At 71.8% G+C, this 18,477-nt stretch carries 12 protein-coding genes and 1 pseudogene; 11 read left to right on the top strand and 2 right to left on the bottom strand.

Features of this window, described 5'->3' with window-relative positions; all coding sequences use genetic code 11:
- Positions 1–111: 111 nt before the first annotated feature.
- Positions 112–1,329: an ROK family protein gene (locus ACWCOM_RS08240; RefSeq protein WP_454548298.1), complete on the bottom strand. Its 1,218-nt coding sequence runs from the start codon at positions 1,327–1,329 to the stop codon at positions 112–114.
- A gap of 118 nt (positions 1,330–1,447) precedes the next feature.
- Between ACWCOM_RS08240 and ACWCOM_RS08245 the strand changes: the two genes are divergently transcribed.
- From ACWCOM_RS08245 to ACWCOM_RS08295, 11 genes and pseudogenes are all read left to right on the top strand, one after another.
- Positions 1,448–2,956, top strand: a complete 1,509-nt coding sequence (locus tag ACWCOM_RS08245; RefSeq protein ID WP_454548252.1) for a sugar ABC transporter ATP-binding protein — start codon at positions 1,448–1,450, stop codon at positions 2,954–2,956.
- On the top strand, positions 2,953–3,963 hold the full coding sequence (locus ACWCOM_RS08250) for an ABC transporter permease (RefSeq protein ID WP_454548253.1): 1,011 nt from the start codon (positions 2,953–2,955) through the stop codon (positions 3,961–3,963). The genes ACWCOM_RS08245 and ACWCOM_RS08250 overlap by 4 nt, the downstream gene beginning before the upstream one ends.
- On the top strand, positions 3,960–5,057 hold the full coding sequence (locus ACWCOM_RS08255; RefSeq protein WP_454548254.1) for an ABC transporter permease: 1,098 nt from the start codon (positions 3,960–3,962) through the stop codon (positions 5,055–5,057). The genes ACWCOM_RS08250 and ACWCOM_RS08255 overlap by 4 nt, the downstream gene beginning before the upstream one ends.
- Positions 5,057–6,286, top strand: a complete 1,230-nt coding sequence (locus tag ACWCOM_RS08260; RefSeq protein ID WP_454548299.1) for a substrate-binding domain-containing protein — start codon at positions 5,057–5,059, stop codon at positions 6,284–6,286. The genes ACWCOM_RS08255 and ACWCOM_RS08260 overlap by 1 nt, the downstream gene beginning before the upstream one ends.
- A gap of 93 nt (positions 6,287–6,379) precedes the next feature.
- Positions 6,380–7,249, top strand: coding sequence for a sugar phosphate isomerase/epimerase family protein (locus ACWCOM_RS08265; protein WP_454548255.1), 870 nt, complete (start codon positions 6,380–6,382; stop codon positions 7,247–7,249).
- A complete protein-coding gene (locus ACWCOM_RS08270) occupies positions 7,246–8,421 on the top strand; it encodes a Gfo/Idh/MocA family protein (protein WP_454548256.1) in 1,176 nt (391 codons plus the stop codon). Before ACWCOM_RS08265 ends, ACWCOM_RS08270 begins: the two co-directional genes overlap by 4 nt.
- Positions 8,422–8,499: 78 nt before the next feature.
- Positions 8,500–9,498, top strand: coding sequence for a sugar phosphate isomerase/epimerase family protein (locus ACWCOM_RS08275; protein ID WP_454548257.1), 999 nt, complete (start codon positions 8,500–8,502; stop codon positions 9,496–9,498).
- A gap of 106 nt (positions 9,499–9,604) precedes the next feature.
- Positions 9,605–10,432 carry a DUF1206 domain-containing protein gene (locus ACWCOM_RS08280; RefSeq protein ID WP_454548258.1) on the top strand — a complete coding sequence of 276 codons (828 nt, stop codon included), beginning with the start codon at positions 9,605–9,607 and terminating at the stop codon, positions 10,430–10,432.
- Between the two features lie 110 nt (positions 10,433–10,542).
- The gene (gene uvrB, locus ACWCOM_RS08285) at positions 10,543–12,663 is read left to right on the top strand and encodes an excinuclease ABC subunit UvrB (protein ID WP_454548259.1); all 2,121 of its coding nucleotides are present in this window, start codon (positions 10,543–10,545) and stop codon (positions 12,661–12,663) included.
- A 282-nt stretch (positions 12,664–12,945) separates the two neighbouring features.
- Positions 12,946–13,935, top strand: a pseudogene (locus tag ACWCOM_RS08290) (TerC family protein); the annotation flags it as partial.
- 510 nt (positions 13,936–14,445) lie between these two features.
- Positions 14,446–15,777 (top strand): TerC family protein, encoded by a 1,332-nt coding sequence (locus ACWCOM_RS08295; protein ID WP_454548260.1) that lies wholly within the window; start codon positions 14,446–14,448, stop codon positions 15,775–15,777.
- An 85-nt stretch (positions 15,778–15,862) separates the two neighbouring features.
- Here ACWCOM_RS08295 and ACWCOM_RS08300 read toward each other — a convergent pair whose 3' ends face one another.
- Positions 15,863–18,475 carry a DEAD/DEAH box helicase gene (locus ACWCOM_RS08300; protein WP_454548261.1) on the bottom strand — a complete coding sequence of 871 codons (2,613 nt, stop codon included), beginning with the start codon at positions 18,473–18,475 and terminating at the stop codon, positions 15,863–15,865.
- Positions 18,476–18,477 lie beyond the last annotated feature (2 nt).

An 18,477-nucleotide genomic window follows, 5' to 3' on the forward strand; every position in this document is an offset into this window, starting at 1 on the left:
GGAAACCAGTGCGGGCACCCGTCCCGCCAGGCGGTCGAGGGGGTGCCGGCCGGACCGGGGCGGCGTCGGCGGCCGGGGTCCGGGCTCCGTGACGGTGCGCCGCGGTGGTCCTCAGCCCGCGGTGAGGGCGGCGCAGGCGGCCTCGATGGACTCCGGGGACAGGACGTGGTCGACGGCCATCACGGTCGCCCCCATCACCCCGGCCCGGTCCCCGGCGACCGAGGGCGCGACCCGCAGGTGCTCCGTGGCCAGCGGCAGGGAGCGCCGGTAGACGACCTCGCGGATCCCGGCCAGCAGGTGCTCGCCGGCCTGGGCGAGGCTGCCGCCGATCACGATCACGGACGGGTTGATGAGGTTGACGCAGGTCGCCAGGACGTCCCCGATGTCCCGGCCGGCCTGGCGGACCGCCTGGACGGCCCGGGCGTCGCCGGAGCGGACGAGGTCGACCACGTCCTGGCTGGTGGCGAGCTCGCCGGCCGACTGCGCGTTGAGCGCGGCCACGAGCGCAGGCGCCCCGGCCAGCGCCTCGAGGCAGCCGGTGTTGCCGCACCGGCAGGGGACCTCGCCGCCGCGCGGCACCCGGACGTGCCCCAGGTCCCCGGCGGTGCCCTGGGCGCCGCGCTGGAGCGCGCCGCCGGAGATAATCCCCGCGCCGATGCCCGTGGCCACCTTGACGAACATCAGCTCGGCGGTCTCCGGCCAGAAGAAGCTCCGCTCACCCAGGGCCATGATGTTGACGTCGTTGTCCACCAGCACGGGCACGTCGAAGCGGGTCTGCACGAGGGCGGGGACGTCGACGCGATCCCAGCCGGGCATGATCGGGGGATTGATCGGCCGTCCCGTGCGGTGCTCCACGGGTCCGGGCAGCCCGATGCCGATGGCGGCGAGCTCCGCGACGGAGCGGTTCGCGCGTTCGAGCAGCTGGGCGACCGTGCGCACGAGCCACCCCAGGACCGCGTCGGGTCCCTCGCCGATCGCCAGCGCCTGGCGCTGCTCGGCGAGCTCCCGGCCGGAGAGGTCGGCCAGGATCACCCGGGCGTGCGTGGCGCCGATGTCCGCGCCGACCACCACCCGGGCGCCGGGGTTGAGGGCGAACAGCGAGGGCGGGCGGCCGCCGGTCGAGGCGGCCCCGCCGTCGGGGGCCACGAGGCCCAGGGCCATGAGGGTGTCCACGCGCGAGGCCACGGTCGAGCGGGCCAGCCCGGTCAGCCGGGCCAGCTCCGCCCGTGTCCTCGGGCGGCCGTCGCGCAGCAGCTGGAAGACCTCGCTCGCTCCGGGAGCGGGCGAGGCCGGGAGCCGCGACGACGACGCCTGCTGTTGACTCTTCAGCACTTTGTCAGTGGAGCACGCCCCCTTGGGGGAGTCAAGCACGTCACAATTGCATATCCACTGGTTTACTTTTGCCTGACCATCGACAGAAGTAAGTGGCGCGTGTCACAGTGACCGCATGAATGAGCGTGCGAGCTCCCCGGTCCTGCGGGTCACCGGCCTGTCGAAGTCCTTCTTCGGGGTGCCGGTGCTCCAGGACGCGGCGCTGCAGCTGCACGCCGGCGAGGTGCACGGGCTCGTCGGCGAGAACGGCGCGGGGAAGTCGACCCTGATGAAGGTGCTCGCCGGGGTGCACGAGCGCGACGCGGGCACGGTGGAGATCGACGGCACCCCCGTGGAGTTCCACCACCCCACCCAGGCCCACGCGGCCGGGCTGTCGACGGTGTTCCAGGAGTTCAACCTGCTGCCCGACCGCACGGTCGCGGAGAACGTCTTCCTCGGCCGGGAGCCGCGCCGCGGCCCGCTCGTCGACCGGCGGGCCATGAACGCGCGGACCGGCGAGCTGCTCGAGGACCTCGGCGTCACCAGCATCCGGCCCACCACCACGGTGAGCTCGCTGTCCGTGGCGCAGCAGCAGATCGTGGAGATCGCCAAGGCCATCAGCTACGACGCCCGCATCATCTCGATGGACGAGCCAACCGCGGCGCTCGCGGGCCCGGAGGTGGAGCTCCTGTACGCGATCATCCGCCGGCTGCGGGAGCGCGGCACCGCCATCCTCTACGTGTCCCACCGGCTGCGGGAGATCTTCGACCTCTGCGACACCATCACGGTCCTCAAGGACGGCCGCGTGGTCGGCACCGAGCCGGCCTCCGCCATGGACGACGCCTCCCTGGTCCGCATGATGGTGGGCCGGCCGATCTCCTCCTACTTCCCGGCCGAGGAGCCGGGCACAGAGCTGGGGCGGGTGCTCCTCAGGGTCGAGGACGCCGGCAACGACCAGCTCGACGCCGTCGACCTGACGCTGCGGGCGGGGGAGATCGTGGGGGTCGCCGGGCTGCAGGGGTCCGGGCGCACGGAGCTGGTGGAGGCGGTCTTCGGCGTCCACCCGTTCACCCGGGGGCGGATGGAGCTGGACGGGCGGCCCTACGCAGCCTCCTCGCCCCGCCAGGCCGTCCGGCAGCGCGTCGCGCTGATCACGGAGGACCGCAAGTCCCAGGGGCTGAGCCTCGACCAGTCCGTCCTGGACAACGTGCTGGGCGTCATCCGCTCCGTCTTCCCGCGCCGGACCCCCGAGGCCAGGAGGGCCGCCCCCGGGGTGCTGTCCTCCCTGGAGGTCGTGGCCCGGGACCTGGACCAGGAGGTCCAGTACCTCTCGGGCGGCAACCAGCAGAAGGTGGTGCTGGCCAAGTGGCTGGCCGTGGACCCCCGCGTCGTGCTCCTCGACGAGCCCACGCGCGGGATCGACGTGGGCGCCAAGATCGCCGTCTACCGGCTCATGCGCCGGCTCGCCGCCGAGGGCCGGGCCATCCTCATGGTCTCCAGCGAGCTGCCGGAGGTGCTGGGCATGTCCGGGCGCATCCTCGTCATGCGGGACGGCCGGATCGCCGGCGAGCTCCCGCCCGACGCCACGGAGGAACAGGTGCTGCAGCTGGCGACCGGCGCCCGCACCGAGGGGGTGCGCGCATGAGCGCGTTCTCCCGCCTCACGTCCACCCACATCGTCTACCTGGTGGTGCTGCTGACCTTCCTCGCCGGCACGGTGCTGGTCGGCGCCGCCGGGCGCAGCTTCGTGAGCGCGGGCAACGTCTCGGCCATCCTCACCGGGACCAGCGTCCTGGGGTTCATCGCGATCGGCCAGACGCTCGTGATCCTCGTGGGCAGCCTAGACCTGTCCGTGCCCTACGTCATCAGCCTCGCCAGCCTGCTCTCGGCCGGGATCATGGCCGGACAGCCCGGCAACGTCCTGCCCGGCGTGGCCGTGGCGCTGGTCGTCTCGGCGGGCATCGGCCTGGTCAACGGGCTGGTCGTGTCCGGGCTGAAGGTCCACGGGTTCGTCGCCACGCTGGGCACCGGGCTGATCGTCAGCGGCTACCTCGCCACCAACTACAAGGGCAGCTCCGGGCAGGCCCCCGTGGCCTTCCGGCTGGTGGGGGCCACGGGCATCGGCCCCGTCCCCGTCTCCACGCTGATCATGCTGGCCTGCGCCGCGGCGGTGCTGCTGATGCTCACGCGCACCCGCCTGGGCCACCACATGTACGCCGTCGGCGGGGACATCCGGGTCGCCCGGATGTCCGGGATCCAGACCGGCACCCCGATCGTCGCCGCCCACGTCATCTGCTCCACGATGGCCGGGCTCGCGGGCCTGCTCCTGGCGGCGCGGCTCGGGGTGGGCAGCCCCACCATCGGGTCCCAGGGCGGCTACGACCTGCTCTCGATCGCCGCCGTCGTCCTCGGCGGGACGCTCCTGTCCGGCGGCAAGGGCTCGCTGGTCGGGACGCTGGGCGGCGTGCTGATCTTCGCGATGATCGACAACATCATGAGCGTCATGCAGATCAACCCGTTCCTCAAGGACGTCGTCCGCGGGATCGTCATCGTGGTGGCCGTGGCCGTGTACGCCCGGCGCCGGGTGGTCCGCCGGACCGCCCGCTTCGACCAGCACCAGCCCGCGCGCGGGGAGCAGGAGGTCCCGGCATGAGCGCCACCGTCACCGACCGGACCGCCGTCCTGCAGCAGCACCGTGCGCCGCGGCACGAGCGCGTGCTGCGCGCCCTGCGGACGCCCGGGGGAGCGGTCTTCGTGCTCCTGCTGCTCCTGCTGGCCGCGGCGGTCGCCGTCAACCCGTCCTTCGGGGAGCCGGGCTCGCTGATCCGGTTCGTCGGGCGCACGGCACCGATCGCCATCGCCGCCATCGGCCAGTACTTCGTGATCGTCTCCGGGGAGTTCGACCTGTCCATGGGCTCGGTGGTCACCGCCCAGGTCTTCGTGGCCGGCAACCTCATCGGCCAGGACGACAGCCGCGTGGTGCCGGTCCTGCTGCTCATGCTCCTCCTGGGCGCCCTCGTGGGGCTGGTCAACGGCCTGGTCACCACGCTCCTGAAGGTCCCGAGCTTCATCGTGACCCTCGGCACCATGCTCGCCCTGCTGGGGCTGGTGCTCTACTGGACGGGCGGTGCCGCCACGGGCAACCCGGCGGACAGCTTCCGGCAGATCGGCCGCGGAGGCGTCGAGGACGTCCCGGTCCTGGAGGTCCTGCCCTACCCGGTCGTGCTGCTGACGGTGCTCGCCGCCGCCGCCGTCTGGCTCATGCGCCGGCCCTACGGCCGGACCCTCGTCGCCGTGGGCGACAACCCGCGGGCCGCGGCGCTGACCGGGGCCCGGGTCTGGTGGGTGCGCACCCGGGCGTTCATGCTCTCCTCCCTGGCCGCGACCGTGGCCGGGATCATCCTGGTGGGCTACGCCGGCGTGCACCCCTCCGTGGGCCGGGGCTACGAGTTCACGGCCATCACCGCCGTGGTCCTCGGCGGGGTCGTCCTGGGCGGCGGGCGCGGCTGGGTGCTGTCCGCGGCCGCCGGGGCGTTCGCCCTCGAGACCCTCTTCGCGCTCCTGAACTTCCTGGGCGTCCAGTCGACCTGGCGGGACACCGTGCAGGGCGTGATCATCATCGTCGCGGTCGCCGCCGGCACCCGGACGTGGCAGCGGCGCCGCCGCGGCCGCGCCGCCGCGGCCCACGACCCGCAGCGTGCCATCGCAGCACAGCCCGCCCCGGGCTCCGACGAGGAAGGAACATGATGCGCCGAAGCATCCAGTCACAGGCCACGGTGGTGGCAGCGGCAGCGCTGCTGGGACTGACCGCCTGCACCACCGATTCATCGATCGAGAACCCGCCGGCCACGGAGAGCGCCGGGGAGGCGGCCGCCACCCCGGCCCCCGAGGGCGGGGACGAGTGGTTCGACCAGGCGGAGTACGACGAGCAGTTCGAGCAGCGCTCGGCCTCCTTCCAGGGCGACCCCGAGCAGCCGTGGCGGCAGTTCATCGAGGGGGAGACGACCGCGACCGCGCAGTTCGCCGCCGACGGGCCGCAGAAGGTCTGCTTCTCCAACGCCTCCATCTCCAACCCGTGGCGGCAGACCGGCTGGATCACCATGAACGAGCAGCTGAAGGTGCTCCAGGAGTCCGGGGTGATCTCCGAGATGGAGACCCGCGACGCGCAGGACGACGACAACACGCAGATCGCGGACATCGACTACTTCATCGCCGAGGGCGGGTGCGACGCGTTCATCATCTCGCCCAACTCGACCGCCGCCCTCACCCCGGCGGTCGAGCGCGCCTGCGAGACCGGCAAACCGGTGGTGGTCTTCGACCGCGGGGTGGAGACCGACTGCGCCACGACGTTCATCCACCCGATCGGCGGCTTCGCCTGGGGCATCGACTCGGCGAACTTCCTGGTGGACAACCTCCAGGAGGGCGACAAGGTGGTGGCGCTGCGCATCCTGCCCGGCGTCGACGTGCTGGAGCAGCGCTGGGCGGCCGCCGAGAGGATCTTCGAGGAGAACGGGATCGAGGCCACGGACTACTTCACCGGGGCCGACCCCACCGAGATCAAGAAGATCATCTCCGACGAGCTCGCCACCGGCGAGGTGCAGGGCGTGTGGATGGACGCCGGGGACGGCGCCGTCGCCGCCATCGAGGCGTTCGAGGACGCCGGCGCGGACTACCCCGTGATGACCGGGGAGGACGAGATGAGCTTCCTGCGCAAGTGGGAGGAGACCGGCCTGACCGGCATCGCCCCGGTGTACTCCAACTTCCAGTGGCGCACCCCGCTGCTGGCCCTGGAGCAGATCTTCGCCGGCGAGGAGGTGCCCACCGAGTGGGTCCTGCCGCAGGAGCCCATCACGGAGGAGCAGCGGGCCGGGTTCCTGGCCGACAACGAGGGGATGCCGGACGGCCACTACGCGAAGTTCGGCGGCGAGGACCTGCCGGGCTACCCCGACGTGTGGCGGGAGCGGACCATCCCCTGATGCCCGCGGCACCCGTCCCGCCCGCCACCGGACCGGTCCCCGGCGGCGGGCGGGGCGCCCACCCCGTCCACCGCACCGGAAGGAGAGCCGCCCATGCACCGCCCGATCGGCGTCAACACCTGGGTCTGGGAGTCCCCGCTCACGGACGCGAACCTGCCCCCGCTGCTGGCGAGGATCGCGGAGCTGGGCTTCGAGGCCGTCGAGCTGCCCCTGGAGCAGGAGGGCGACTTCTCCGCCGCGACGGTGCGGGAGGCGCTCGCCGGGCTGCGGCCGTGGATCGTGGGCGCCATGGCCCCCGGCCGGGAGCTGGTGCTGGCCGACGACGACGTGGTGCTGCGGACCCAGCGCTACCTCAGCGCCTGCATCGAGCTGGCCCACGACGTCGGCGCCCCCGCGGTGTGCGGCCCCTTCTACGCGCACACGGGGCGGCTGTGGCGGATGGACGCCGCGGAGCGGGAGCAGGCGTACGCGCAGCTGCGCCGGAACCTGGCCCCCCTCGCGGCCGAGGCCGAGGCCGCCGGTGTGGTGCTGGGCGTTGAACCGCTCAACCGCTACGAGACCTCGCTGATCAACACCACCGCCCAGGCCCTCGAGGCCCTGGGCCCGCTGCTGGGGCACGGCGTGGGCCTGGCCCTGGACACCTACCACCTGCACCTCGAGGAGCGGTCCTCCGCCGGGGCGGTCCGCGCGGCCGGGGAGCACCTGGTGCACCTGCAGGTCTGCGGCAACGACCGCGGGGCCCCGGGCGGGGACCAGACGGACTGGACGGGCATCTTCGAGGCCCTGGACGACGTCGGCTACACCGGCGCCCTGAACATCGAGAGCTTCACCGCCCACAACGCCAGCATCGCCACCGCCGCCGCGGTCTGGCGGGCCCTGGCCCCGACCCAGGACCAGCTCGCGGAGCACGGTCTGGCGTTCCTGCGCGCCGCCCGTGACCGGAGCCGAGGAGGAGAGCCATGACCAGCCCCGCACCCGAGCCGGCCGCGCGCACCGACCGGGGGCCCGCGCCGGGCGTCCTGGGCGTGGCCGTGCTCGGCTACTCCTTCATGGGCAAGGCCCACTCCAACGCCTGGCGCAACGTCAACGCGTTCTACCCCGCGCCGCGCGTCGCCCAGCGGGTGCTGGTCGGCCGGGAGGCCGGCCCCGTGGACGCGGCCGCGCAGCGGTACGGGTGGGCGGAGAGCGGCACGGACTGGCGCTCGGTGCTGGAGCGGCCCGACGTCGACGTCGTCGACATCTGCACCCCCGGCCACCTGCACGCCGACATGGCGATCGCGGCCCTCGAGGCCGGCAAGCACGTGCTCGTGGAGAAGCCGCTGGCCAACACGGTGGCCGAGGCCGAGCGCATGGCGGCCGCCGCGGCCGCCGCCCGGGCGCACGGGGTGCACGCCATGGTCGGCTTCAACTACCGCCGGGTCCCGGCGCTGGCGCTGGCGCGCACGATGATCGCCGAGGGCCGGGTGGGCGAGGTCCGGCAGGTGCGGGCCAGCTACCTCCAGGACTGGCTCGCCGACGAGCACGCGCCCATGACGTGGCGCCTCCGCCGGGAGACCGCGGGGTCAGGGGCGCTCGGGGACCTCGCCTCGCACGCCGTCGACCAGGTGCGCTTCCTGCTCGGCTCACCGGTCGTGTCCGTCGCCGGGACCACCGAGACCTTCGTCCGGACCCGCGAGGGCCCCGACGGGACCGAGCGCGTCACGGTCGACGACGCCGCCTGGGCGACCCTGCGCACCGCCTCCGGGGCGGTGGTCAGCCTGGAGGTCTCCCGCTGCGCCACCGGGCGCAAGAACGCCCTCGAGATCGAGGTCTACGGCTCGCGCGGCGGCCTGCGCTTCGACCTGGAACGGCTCAACGAGCTGCAGGTCTTCGACACCGCCGCCCCGGGGGACGCCCGGGGCTACGCCCGGATCCTCGTCACCGAGGACTCCCACCCCTACGCCGGGGCGTGGTGGCCGCCCGGGCACATCCTCGGCTGGGACCACACCTTCACCAGCCAGGCCGCCGACTTCCTGCACGCCATCGACACCGGGGTGCCGGCCGCGCCCGACTTCGCGGACGGGCTGGCCGTCCAGCGGGTGCTGGAGGCCGTGACGGACAGCGCGGCGCGGGACGGCGCCACCGTCCGGCTGTGACCCCCGACCGCACCACCGACCGCACCGCCGACGCCCGACCGACCGGAGAGCGCCTCTCCACGAACACCGAGGACCACCATGGGACACCGCTACACCCTGTTCACCGGCCAGTGGGCCGACCTCCCGCTCGAGCAGGTCGCCGAGCTCGCCGCCGGCTGGGGCTACGACGGCCTGGAGATCGCCGTGTCCGGGGAGCACCTCGACGCCTGGCGGTGGGACGACGACGCCTACGTCCAGGAGCGGCTCGAGATCCTGGAGCGCCACGGGCTGGGGGTCTGGGCCATCTCCAACCACCTCAAGGGCCAGGCCGTCTGCGACGACCCGATCGACTTCCGGCACCGGGCCATCGTGGGACCCCGGGTCTGGGGCGACGGCGACCCCGAGGGCGTGCGCACCCGGGCCGCGGAGGAGATGAAGCACACGGCGCGCCTGGCGCAGCGGCTCGGCGTGGACACCGTGGTCGGCTTCACCGGCTCCGCGATCTGGCAGTACGTCGCGATGTTCCCCCCGGTCCCCGCGGAGGTGATCGACGCCGGCTACCGGGACTTCGCCGACCGCTGGAACCCCGTCCTGGACGTCTTCGACGAGTGCGGGGTGCGCTTCGCCCACGAGGTGCACCCGTCCGAGATCGCCTACGACTACTGGTCCACCCACCGGGCGCTGGAGGCCATCGGGCACCGCGAGGCCTTCGGGCTGAACTGGGACCCCAGCCACTTCCTGTGGCAGCAGATCGACCCGGTCGCGTTCATCTCCGACTTCGCCGAGCGGATCTACCACGTGGACTGCAAGGACACCAAGATGCGGATGGGCGGCGGGCGCAACGGCATCCTGTCCTCGCACCTGCCCTGGGGCGATCCCCGCCGGGGCTGGGACTTCGTCTCGACCGGCCGCGGTGACGTGCCCTGGGAGGACAGCTTCCGGGCCCTGACCGCGATCGGCTACGACGGCCCCGTCTCCGTGGAGTGGGAGGACGCCGGGATGGACCGCCTGCAGGGCGCGCCCGAGGCGCTCGCCTTCCTGAAGCGCTTCGACTTCGGCCCCGCTGGCGCCGCCTTCGACGCCGCCTTCCAGCAGTAGCCCGCGCCCGGGCCCGGCGCCTCACCCCGCCCGGTGTCCGTCGAACGGCGGCGTGGACAGCAGCCGCCGCGGCGCGCACCATGGAGCCCTATCCCCAGGAGGACCCATGGGCGAGCTCGGACGCCGGGCGACCAGGGCGGCCGACGCCGCCGACGAGGCCACGGACTCGCGCGGATTCGTCCTCGCGGCCCGGGCCGGCTTCGTGGCCGCGGGCCTGCTGCACGCCATGATCGGGGTGATCGCCCTGCGGGTGGCCCGCGGCGGGTCCGGCTCGGCGGACCAGTCCGGTGCCGTGGCCGCGCTCGCCGGCACCCCGGGCGGCACCGTGCTGCTGTGGGCGTGCTTCCTCGGCTGCGCGGCCCTGGCCCTGTTCCTGCTCAGCGAGACCGTCGTCGGCGCGGCGCGGCGCTCCGGCCGGGAGCAGCTCACGCGCCGGCTCAAGTCCGGCGGTCAGGCCGTGGCCTACGGGGCGATCGGCGCGGTCTTCGGCACCTACGCCCTGGGCGGCTCGAGCGACAGCAGCCGGTCCACGCAGTCGATCAGCGCCCGGCTGATGGCCCACCCGGCCGGCACCGTGCTGCTCGTGGCCGTGGGCCTGGGGCTGGTCGTCGCCGGCGGCTACTTCGTCCACCGGGGCGTGACCCGCAGCTTCACCCGGACCCTCGAGGGCCTGCCCCCCGGCCGGGCCGGCTCGGCGGTGGTCGCCCTCGGGGTGGCCGGCTACGTCGCGAAGGGGATCGCCCTGGCGGTGCTGGGCGTGCTCTTCGTGGTGGCCACCGTGCAGCACGACCCCGAGGAGGCGACCGGCCTGGACGGCGCCCTGAAGTCCCTGCAGGAGCAGCCCTTCGGCACGTGGCTGCTCGGGGCTGTGGCCGTGGGACTGATCTGCTACGGGCTGTTCCTGGTGGTCCGCGCCCGGTACCAGCGCATGTGACGGCGCCCCCGCACCGGTCCGCCCGGGCCCCGGGCGGGTGGCCCGGCGGCCGCTGATCGCCTCCGGAGGAACCCGGTCCGCGTGTCCGGGGCGGGGCGTAGCCTGGATCCATGAGCCTGGCGCAGAAGATCAACCGTGTGGTCGCCCCCTTCGAGGTCATCTCCGACTACGTCCCCGCCGGCGACCAGCCCCGGGCCATCGAGGAGCTCGCCACGCGCGTCGAGGCGGGGGAGAAGGACGTGGTCCTGCTCGGCGCCACGGGCACCGGCAAGTCGGCGACCGCCGCGTGGCTGATCGAACGGGTCCAGCGGCCCACGCTGGTCATGGTGCAGAACAAGACGCTCGCCGCGCAGCTGGCCAACGAGCTGCGCGAGCTGCTGCCGAACAACGCGGTCGAGTACTTCGTCTCCTACTACGACTACTACCAGCCGGAGGCCTACGTCCCGCAGACGGACACCTTCATCGAGAAGGACTCCTCCATCAACGAGGAGGTCGAGCGGCTGCGGCACTCCGCGACGAACGCGCTGCTGACCCGCCGGGACGTCGTGGTGGTCGCCACCGTCTCCTGCATCTACGGCCTGGGCACCCCGGAGGAGTACGTGGCGCAGATGGTCACCATGCGCCGGGGCGAGGAGATGGACCGGGACGAGCTGCTGCGCCGGTTCGTGAACATGCAGTACGCGCGCAACGACGTCGACTTCCACCGCGGCACCTTCCGCGTCCGCGGGGACACCGTGGAGATCATCCCGATGTACGAGGAGCACGCCATCCGCGTGGAGTTCTTCGGCGACGAGATCGAGTCCATCTACACCCTCCACCCGCTGACCGGGGAGATCATCCGGGAGGAGACCGAGATGTACGTCTTCCCCGCCTCCCACTACGTGGCCGGGGCGGACCGGATGGCGCGGGCCGTGAAGTCCGTGGAGGAGGAGCTCGCCGCCCGGCTGAAGGAGCTGGAGTCCCAGAACAAGCTCGTCGAGGCCCAGCGGCTGCGCATGCGCACCACGTACGACCTCGAGATGATGGAGCAGATGGGCTACTGCAACGGCATCGAGAACTACTCGCTGCACATCGACGGCCGCCCGCGCGGCTCGGCGCCGCACTGCCTGATCGACTACTTCCCGGACGACTTCCTGCTGGTGGTCGACGAGTCCCACGTGACGATCCCCCAGATCGGCGGCATGTACGAGGGCGACATGTCCCGCAAGCGCACCCTCGTGGAGCACGGCTTCCGGCTGCCCTCCGCGATGGACAACCGGCCGCTGAAGTGGGACGAGTTCCTGGAGCGGATCGGCCAGACCGTCTACCTCTCCGCCACCCCGGGCAAGTACGAGCTGTCCCAGGCGGACGGCTACGTGGAGCAGATCATCCGGCCCACCGGCCTCGTCGACCCCGAGGTCATCGTCAAGCCCACCAAGGGCCAGATCGACGACCTGCTCGACGAGATCACCGTGCGGGTGGAGCGCGACGAGCGGGTGCTCGTCACCACGCTGACCAAGCGGATGGCCGAGGACCTCACCGAGTACCTCATGGAGCACGGCGTGAAGGTCCAGTACCTGCACTCCGACGTCGACACCCTCCGCCGCGTGGAGCTGCTGCGGGAGCTGCGGATGGGCACCTTCGACGTCCTCGTGGGCATCAACCTGCTACGCGAGGGCCTGGACCTGCCCGAGGTCTCCCTGGTCGCCATCCTCGACGCGGACAAGGAGGGGTTCCTGCGCTCGACGACCTCCCTGATCCAGACCATCGGCCGCGCCGCGCGCAACGTCTCCGGCCAGGTGCACATGTACGCCGACCGGATCACCGACTCCATGGCCACGGCCATCGAGGAGACCAACCGCCGTCGGGAGATCCAGGTCGCCTACAACACCGAGCACGGGATCGACCCGCAGCCGCTGCGGAAGCGGATCGCCGACATCACCGACCAGCTCCAGCGCGAGGAGGAGGACACCCGCGAGCTGCTCGCCCGGCGCGCGGCCGCCGGGAAGAAGACGGCCCCGACCGCGGGCGCGGGCGGGCGGGACGCGGCGGCGGCCGCGGAGCAGAAGCTGCGCCGGGACGGGGTCGCCGCCGCCCCGGCGGAGGACCTGGTGGACCTCATCGCGCAGATGACCGAGCAGATGCAGGCCGCCGCCGCCGAGCTGCAGTTCGAGCTCGCCGGGCGGATCCGCGACGAGCTCGCGGACCTGAAGAAGGAGCTGCGGCAGATGCAGCAGGCCGGGCACGCCTGAGCCCCGGGCCGCACCCGTCCCCGCCCGCGACCGTGACCCGCGGCGACACCGGTTCCCGGCGTTCTCCCAGGTTGGGGTAGAGTGCACCCCGCGTAGGGGAGTATCCCTCAGCGCTGCGGTCGTCAGCACGCCGGGCAACGGAGCCCGGCCGGTCGCAGCGGCCGCGCCCGGGCCCGCCGGGAACGGCGGAGAGACTTGCGGCTCATCGTGATGCCCCGGCCCGCCCCGCTCCACGGACGACGCCGGCCGGGGACTCACCCATCTCCAAGCGAAAGAACTCGCGTGCACACACAGCTACCCGCGTGGTTCGAGATCGGCTCCTTCGTCGTTCTCGGCGCCATCCTCCTCTTCGACCTGATCATGGTCGCCAAGCGCCCCCACGAGCCCTCCATGAAGGAGGCCGGCATCTGGGTGGGCATCTACGTGGCCCTCGCGCTCGTGTTCGGCGGCCTGATGTTCGCGTTCGCCGGCGCCGAGCAGGGCACCCAGTTCGTGGCGGGCTGGATCACCGAGTACAGCCTCAGCATCGACAACCTGTTCGTGTTCATCGTGATCATGACCCGGTTCGCGGTGCCGCGGAAGTACCAGCAGGAGGTGCTGATGGTGGGCATCATCATCGCCCTCGTCCTGCGCGGGATCTTCATCCTGCTGGGCGCCACGATCATCGCCAACTTCTCCTGGGTCTTCTACATCTTCGGCGTCTTCCTGCTCTGGACCGCCTACCACCAGGCCAAGGACGACGGCGAGGACGAGTCGGAGGAGAACGCCCTCATCCGCAAGCTGCGCACCGTGGTCCCCATGACGGACCAGTACGACGGCAACAAGCTGCGCACCACGGTGAACGGCAAGAAGCTCTTCACGCCGATGCTCGTGGTGTTCGTGACCATCGGCGTGACCGACCTGATGTTCGCCTTCGACTCCATCCCGGCGATCTTCGGGCTCACCCAGAGCCCGTTCATCGTCTTCACCGCCAACATCTTCGCCCTCATGGGCCTCCGCCAGCTCTACTTCCTGCTCGGCGGGCTGATGGAGCGGCTCATCTACCTCAAGCACGGCCTGTCGCTGATCCTGGCGTTCATCGGGGTCAAGCTCATCCTGCACGCCATGCACGAGAACGAGGTGCCCTTCATCAACGGCGGCGAGCACATCGCCTGGGCCCCGGAGATCCCCACCTTCGTGTCCCTGGGCGTGATCGTGTCCATCATCGCGGTCGCCACGATCGCGTCCGTGCTCAGCCCGAAGGGCCGCTCCGCCCACGCCGTGGCCGAGCTGCACCGGGCCATCGAGGTCTACCGGGGCATCCCGGAGGGCACGCCCACCCAGGAGATCCGCATCGTGCAGGCCGAGCTCGTGAAGAAGCACCACGCGGCCCGCGGCGCCGCCGAGCGGTCCCGCGTGGAGCTGCCCGACGTCCACGAGCACACGGGCAAGACCGTCGAGGAGCACCACGACGACAGCCGGGACGTGCAGGGCACGGAGCACCGGGAGGGCGGTCGCTGAGCGCCCCCGCGGGCTGAGCGCCCGGGGCCGTCGTCGACGGCCCGCACGGCCGCAGGCCCGGTCCGGCACACGTCGGACCGGGCCTTCGCCGTGTCCGCCGCGACCTCCGTATAGACTGGGCCGAGCCTAGGGGAGTATCCCTCAGCGCTGTGGACGTCAGCACGTCGGGTCCCCGGACCCGACCGGACACAGTGGCCGGACCAGCACGGCGCACCGGAACGGTGCGGCACGCGCGGCGGAGAGACTTACGGCTGTCCCGTACTCGACCCCGAAAGCAGAATCATGGAAGTCTCATCCACCGTCTGGATCATCACGATCGCGGCCATCCTCGGCCTGCTCCTCTTCGACTACGTGTTCCACGTGCGCAAGGCGCACGAGCCCCAGCTGAAGGAAGCCGCGATCTGGTCGGCGATCTACGTGGGCCTCGCCCTCCTGTTCGGCCTGTTCGTCCTGGTGGAGTGGGGTGGTCGCTACGCCGGGGAGTACTACGCCGGGTACATCACGGAGAAGGCGCTGTCCGTGGACAACCTCTTCGTGTTCCTCATCATCATGGCCTCCTTCAAGGTCCCGCGCGCGGACCAGCAGAAGGTGCTGCTGTTCGGCATCACGTTCGCCCTGGTGGCCCGCACCGCCCTGATCTTCGTGGGCGCCGGGCTGATCAACCAGTTCGCGTGGGTGTTCTACGCCTTCGGGCTCATCCTGCTGCTCACCGCGGGCTCGCTCATCAAGGGTGAGCTCTCGGAGTCGGGCCACGACGAGGCCGACAACTTCGTGGTGCGCCTGGCCAAGCGGTTCATCCACACCACCGACCACTACGACGGCGACAAGCTCTTCACCATCCACAACGGCAAGCGCGCCATGACGCCGATGCTGCTGGTCATGGTCGCCATCGGCGGCACGGACGTGCTCTTCGCCCTCGACTCGATCCCGGCGATCTTCGGCCTCACCCAGGAGACCTACCTGGTGTTCACCGCCGTGGCGTTCTCGCTCATGGGCCTGCGCCAGCTGTACTTCCTCATCGACGGCCTGCTGGACCGGCTCATCTACCTCTCCTGGGGCCTGGCCATCATCCTGGGCTTCATCGGCGTCAAGCTCATCATCCACGCCCTGCACGAGAACAACCTGCCCTTCATCAACAACGGCGAGCACGTGGAGGTCGTGGAGATCAGCATCGGGCTGTCCCTGTCCGTGATCATCGGCGTGCTGGTCGTCACCGTCCTGGCCTCGCTGTTCAGCCCCAAGGGGCGGGCCCTGCGCATCATCGGCGGCCTGCAGACCACGGCCGAGCAGTACGTCACCCTGCCCCAGGACGCCTCCCCGGAGGAGCGGCGCAAGCTCGCCGACAAGGCCGCCAGGTTCCAGCAGCAGATGCCGAAGATCTCCGAGAAGCACCGCGAGGAGCTGGTCGAGTCCGAGAAGTACTTCCACGACCTGCTGGACCGGGCCCGCGGCAAGCACCGCGAGTTCGAGCGCACCGGGGTGGCCCCGGAGCCCGACGTGGTCCCGACCCCGGAGGCCGAGGCCGTCCACGGCGCCCACGCGCCGACGCAGGACGCCGCCGGCACCACCACCCCCGACGCCCCGCGGGGCGGCAGCACCGGCCGCTCCGCCTGACCCGGCGCCCGACGACGGAGGCCCCCGCCCGCTCGCGCGGACGGGGGCCTCCTGCGGTCCCGGGGCCGGTCCCCGGGTCGGACGCTCAGCGCCCCGTCTCGGTCACCGGCCCCACGTTGTCCACGATCACGGCGGGGAAGCCGTCCTCGTCGGAGGCGCGCAGGTCGATGCGGGCGTTGATGCCCCAGTCGTGGTGGCCGTCGGGGTCGTCGAAGACCTGCACCACGGTCCAGTACCCGTCCAGGCCCTCGGGCCGCTCGTCGATGCGCACCAGGCCGGGCCCGCGGGACTGGGGGTCCGTGTAGAGGTCGTCGTGCTCGTCGAAGTAGGCGTCCATGGCGTCCGCCCACCGGTCCCGGTCCCAGCCGTGCGCGCCGTCCAGCGCCCCGAGCACCTTGTCCTTCTCGTCGGCGAACAGCTCCACCCGCTGGAACAGGGCGTTGCGGACCATGACCCGGAACGCCCGCGGGTTGGCCGTGAGCACCGGGGGCTGCTCGTCGATGAGCTCCTCGAGGGAGTCCGCGGAGGTGCCCATGGGGGACTCCTCGCCGGCGGCGAGCTTCTCCCACTCGTCCAGCAGCGAGTTGTCGGTCTGCCGGATGAGCTCGCCCAGCCACTCGACCAGGTCCTCGAGGTCCTCGCGCAGCATGTCCAGCGGCACCGTCTGGCGCAGCGCCTTGTAGGCGTCGGAGAGGTAGCGCAGCAGGATGCCCTCGGAGCGGGCCAGGCCGTAGAACTGCACGTAGTCGCCGAAGGTCATCGCCCGCTCGTACATGTCCCGGACCACCGACTTCGGGGTGAGCTCGAACTGGGCCACCCACGGGGCCCCGGTGCGGTAGGTCTCGAAGGCCTGCGTCAGCAGCTCCTCGAGGGGCTTGGCGTAGCTGACCTCCTCGAGCTCCTTCATCCGCTCCTCGTAGTCCAGGCCCTCGGCCTTCATCGCGGCCACGGCCTCCCCGCGGGCCTTCTTCTCCTGCATGTTGAGCACCTGGCGCGGCTTCTCCAGGGTGGCCTCCACGACGGAGACGACGTCGAGCGCGTAACCGGGGGCGTCCCGGTCGAGCAGGGTCAGGGCGGCCAGGGCGAAGGGGGACAGCGGCTGGTTCAGGGCGAAGTTCTCCTGCAGCTCCACGGTCAGCCGCCAGGTGCGGCCCTCCTCGTCCGGGGTGTCCAGCTTCTCGACGACGCCGGCGGCCCGCAGCTCCTTGAGGATCCCGATCGCCTGCCTGAGGAGGGCGCGCTGGCGCTGGCGCGTCTCGTGGTTGTGCGTGAGCAGGTGCCACGCGGCCAGCACCGGGTTCCCGGGCCGCTGCAGCAGGTTGAGCAGCATCGAGTGGGTCACGGTGAAGGAGGAGCCCAGGGGCTCGGGCTCCGAGGCCACGAGGGTCTCGAACGTCGGCTTCCCCCACGAGACGAAGCCCTGGGGCGGCTTCTTCCGCACGACCTGCCGCAGCTTCTTCTGGTCGTCGCCGAACTTGGCGTGGGCCTTCTTCATGGCCCTGTTGTTCTCGATGACGTGCTCGGGCGCCTGGACCACCACGGTGCCCGCGGTGTCGTAGCCGGCCCGCCCGGCCCGCCCGGCGATCTGGTGGAACTCGCGGGCGTTGAGCCGCCGGGTGCGCTCGCCGTCGAACTTGGACAGGGCCGTGATGACCACGGTGCGGATGGGCACGTTGATGCCCACGCCCAGGGTGTCCGTGCCGCAGATGACCTTGAGCAGACCGGTCTGGGCGAGCTGCTCCACGAGCCGGCGGTACTTGGGCAGCATCCCGGCGTGGTGGACGCCGATGCCGTGGCGCACCAGGCGGTTGAGCGTCTTCCCGAAGCCGGCCGAGAAGCGGAACCCGCCGATGAGCTCCCCGATCCGCTCCTTCTCCTCCTTGGACAGCACGTTCACGGACATCAGGTTCTGGGCCTGGTCCATGGCCTGCAGCTGGGAGAAGTGCACCACGTAGACGGGCGCCTGGTTGGTGCCCAGCAGCTCCTCGAGGGCCTCGTGGATGGGGTCCTCGGACCAGTAGTGGTGCAGCGGGATCGGCCGCTCGGCGGAGGAGACCGTCGTCGTCGGCCGCCCGGTGAGCTCCGTGATCCCCTCCTCGAAGCGGGACACGTCCCCCAGGGTGGCGCTCATGAGCAGGAACTGCGCCTGCGGCAGCTCCAGCAGCGGCACCTGCCACGCCCAGCCGCGCTGCGGGTCCGAGTAGAAGTGGAACTCGTCCATCACCACGGGTCCCACGTCCGCGTCCCGGCCCTCGCGCAGGGCCACGTTGGCGAGGATCTCGGCGGTGCAGCACACGATGGGCGCGTCCGCGTTGACGGCGGAGTCCCCGGTGACCATCCCGACGTTCTCGGCGCCGAAGATCTCCACCAGGGAGAAGAACTTCTCGGAGACCAGGGCCTTGATCGGGGCGGTGTAGTAGGAGCGCTGCCCGGCGGCGAGCCCGGCGAAGTGCGCCGCGACCGCCACGGTCGACTTCCCGGACCCGGTCGGGGTCGCGAGGATCACGTTGGACCCGCTCGCGACCTCCAGGACGGCCTCGTCCTGGGCGGGGTAGAGCTCCATGCCCCGGGAGGCGATCCAGCCGAGGAACCCCTCGTACACCTCGTCCCCGGACAGCGGGTTGGAGGCGAAGTCGCCGCGGTAGTAAGGGTGGCCCGGGGTGCCGAGCTCGGGGGAGAGGGCTTCGAGGAGTTTCATCG

Source organism: Kocuria sp. KH4 (genome assembly GCF_053711175.1).

Coding starts and splice junctions, on each gene's coding strand:
- ACWCOM_RS08245 (WP_454548252.1), top strand. CDS start 1,448: ATGAATGAGCGTGCGAGCTCCCCGGTCCTGCGGGTCACCGGCCTGTCG.
- ACWCOM_RS08250 (WP_454548253.1), top strand. CDS start 2,953: ATGAGCGCGTTCTCCCGCCTCACGTCCACCCACATCGTCTACCTGGTG.
- ACWCOM_RS08255 (WP_454548254.1), top strand. CDS start 3,960: ATGAGCGCCACCGTCACCGACCGGACCGCCGTCCTGCAGCAGCACCGT.
- ACWCOM_RS08260 (WP_454548299.1), top strand. CDS start 5,057: ATGCGCCGAAGCATCCAGTCACAGGCCACGGTGGTGGCAGCGGCAGCG.
- ACWCOM_RS08265 (WP_454548255.1), top strand. CDS start 6,380: ATGCACCGCCCGATCGGCGTCAACACCTGGGTCTGGGAGTCCCCGCTC.
- ACWCOM_RS08270 (WP_454548256.1), top strand. CDS start 7,246: ATGACCAGCCCCGCACCCGAGCCGGCCGCGCGCACCGACCGGGGGCCC.
- ACWCOM_RS08275 (WP_454548257.1), top strand. CDS start 8,500: ATGGGACACCGCTACACCCTGTTCACCGGCCAGTGGGCCGACCTCCCG.
- ACWCOM_RS08280 (WP_454548258.1), top strand. CDS start 9,605: ATGGGCGAGCTCGGACGCCGGGCGACCAGGGCGGCCGACGCCGCCGAC.
- uvrB (WP_454548259.1), top strand. CDS start 10,543: ATGAGCCTGGCGCAGAAGATCAACCGTGTGGTCGCCCCCTTCGAGGTC.
- ACWCOM_RS08295 (WP_454548260.1), top strand. CDS start 14,446: ATGGAAGTCTCATCCACCGTCTGGATCATCACGATCGCGGCCATCCTC.
- ACWCOM_RS08300 (WP_454548261.1), bottom strand. CDS start 18,475: ATGAAACTCCTCGAAGCCCTCTCCCCCGAGCTCGGCACCCCGGGCCAC.